The organism is Clostridium sp. NSJ-145 (assembly GCF_021044725.1).
Taxonomy (GTDB): Bacteria; Bacillota; Clostridia; order Clostridiales; family Clostridiaceae; genus Clostridium; species Clostridium disporicum_B.
The window spans coordinates 1-1,910 of sequence record NZ_JAJNOS010000046.1 but is presented as its reverse complement, the minus strand read 5'-3'; the positions used below and the strand labels follow the sequence as shown (position 1 = coordinate 1,910).

The following is a 1,910-nucleotide window of genomic DNA, read 5'->3' as shown; positions in this document are numbered from 1 at the left end:
TAAACATAAAATTATTTTAAACATCATAAAATGGTGATGGGTTAAGTAAATGATTAGGACATAATAACATTCATAATAGATAAAAAATAAAAAGAATCTGTTAAGCTGATATGAAAAAATAGCTTGATTTTTCATAGAATTGCTCGCTCTTTGAAAATTATATAAGTTTAAAAGTTTTATTGCATGGCTAATAAGCCTGCAATAAAATTGATTTTTTGCAGGTTAAATAAAGGTATTAAATTTAATTAAGCTGCTGAAAACCAAGAGTTTTTAGCTAAGCTATCGCTAGCGAAGCCAGCAACTTCTGCTGGAGTACAGTTATTTAATGAGCCATGTGGTCTAATAAAATTATAGTGAAAGATAAATAAATATATTAAGTTATTCGCCTTTTCAAAAGAGTTAAAACCCTTTTTAGCTTTATACCAAGCTTTAAAAGTCTTATTGAATGACTCAATTAAGTTGTTATTTATATCACTAGACATAGGTGCTACAGGAACGTGTTTGGTATTAGGTAATACCGTAGCGGAAGCTTCGTTATACGAAGGTAGTCTATCGGTTATGAAGTAAGTTGGTTCACCATAATTTTTAGCTTCATTTATTAAGGTATAAGCAGAATCAGAACTTCTAGACTTAGTTAGATGAAATGCTAGAATAAATCTAGTTTCAGAATCAATAGCTAACCATAGATAGTATCTTTCACCATTGATAAATACTACTGTTTCATCAGCGTGCCAATCGTCAGATTGTAAGTTTAAACTAGCTTTGAATTTATTAGCTTTCTGTTTAAAGAAAGGTGCAAATTTATTAGTCCAACTTGCTATAGTAACATGGGATACCTTAATACCAGAGTTAATCATCAAGAATTGAGAAATAGCTCTTGTTGATGAATTATTTAAAAAGTATAGTGTTAATGCAGTTAGTATTACATGTAGCGGAAAACGCATTCCTTTCATTGAAAGGGAACCACTAACTAATTCACTAGAAGCTATATCAATATTGGTGGTGTGATGTTTTACTATTATGTGATTACACTTCTTGTTATTGCACTTATAGCGATTGTAATGTTTATATGCATGATGTAAGTAAGTTCCCTTACCGCATCTAGGACATTTAGGATTATTAAGTTTAGGACGTCCGTCACCGTCGCCTATGGCGAATTGGCGTTTACACTGCTTACATTGATACTTTTGTTTAGCCTGCTTATTCATACCAAACTTATATAGTTTATCAGAATTACAGCGTGGGCATTTTATATTAGTTTTGCTCATTGTTCTTCTCTCCTTTTCAAAGGGGGTATTATTTAGTCTCGCAAACTTATTGTATTTCCTTAGGTTGAGAAGAGCAATGTTCATATAACTTAACAGATCGAATAAAAAAAATGAGTTAAAGAAAAATGAAAAAGAAATTATTTTAAATGTATATAATATATACTATAAAGGGGTATATTTTGGATTATTACCAAGAGACTTTCCTACATTCACTGAATTTAAATGTAAATATATGTAATGATTTAAATAAGAGTATATATAGATAAGGTGAATAAAATTGTTTAGCTAGGATTTGTAAATATTAATATGAAAGTATATAAAAGTTATAACTGGGAGAATAGAAGTTTATACACTTTTTATGTTGACTTTTTTAAATAAATAATTACTAAATATATAATGAAAAATATAGGAGATAATATATGCTATAAATGTAACTTTTATTGTCAAGTATAAAGCTATTTAATTTGAAATTTTTTTTCTATTATAATTAAAATTATATATAAAAATTGCAACAATTTTGCAACAAAATTCTAAAGTAAATAGATACAATAAAAATATAAAAAGAGATAAAGATCCTTGGTAATCCAAGGATCTTAGTTTGAAAAGATATGAAAAATATACGTAAAATATTTTACAGAACTC

1 protein-coding gene is annotated in these 1,910 nt (G+C 27.8%); it reads right to left on the bottom strand.

Features of this window, described 5'->3' with window-relative positions; genetic code table 11:
• Positions 1-245: 245 nt before the first annotated feature.
• Positions 246-1,268, bottom strand: a complete 1,023-nt coding sequence (locus tag LQE93_RS16660; RefSeq protein WP_231074573.1) for an IS6 family transposase — start codon at positions 1,266-1,268, stop codon at positions 246-248.
• Between the last annotated feature and the right edge of the window lie 642 nt (positions 1,269-1,910).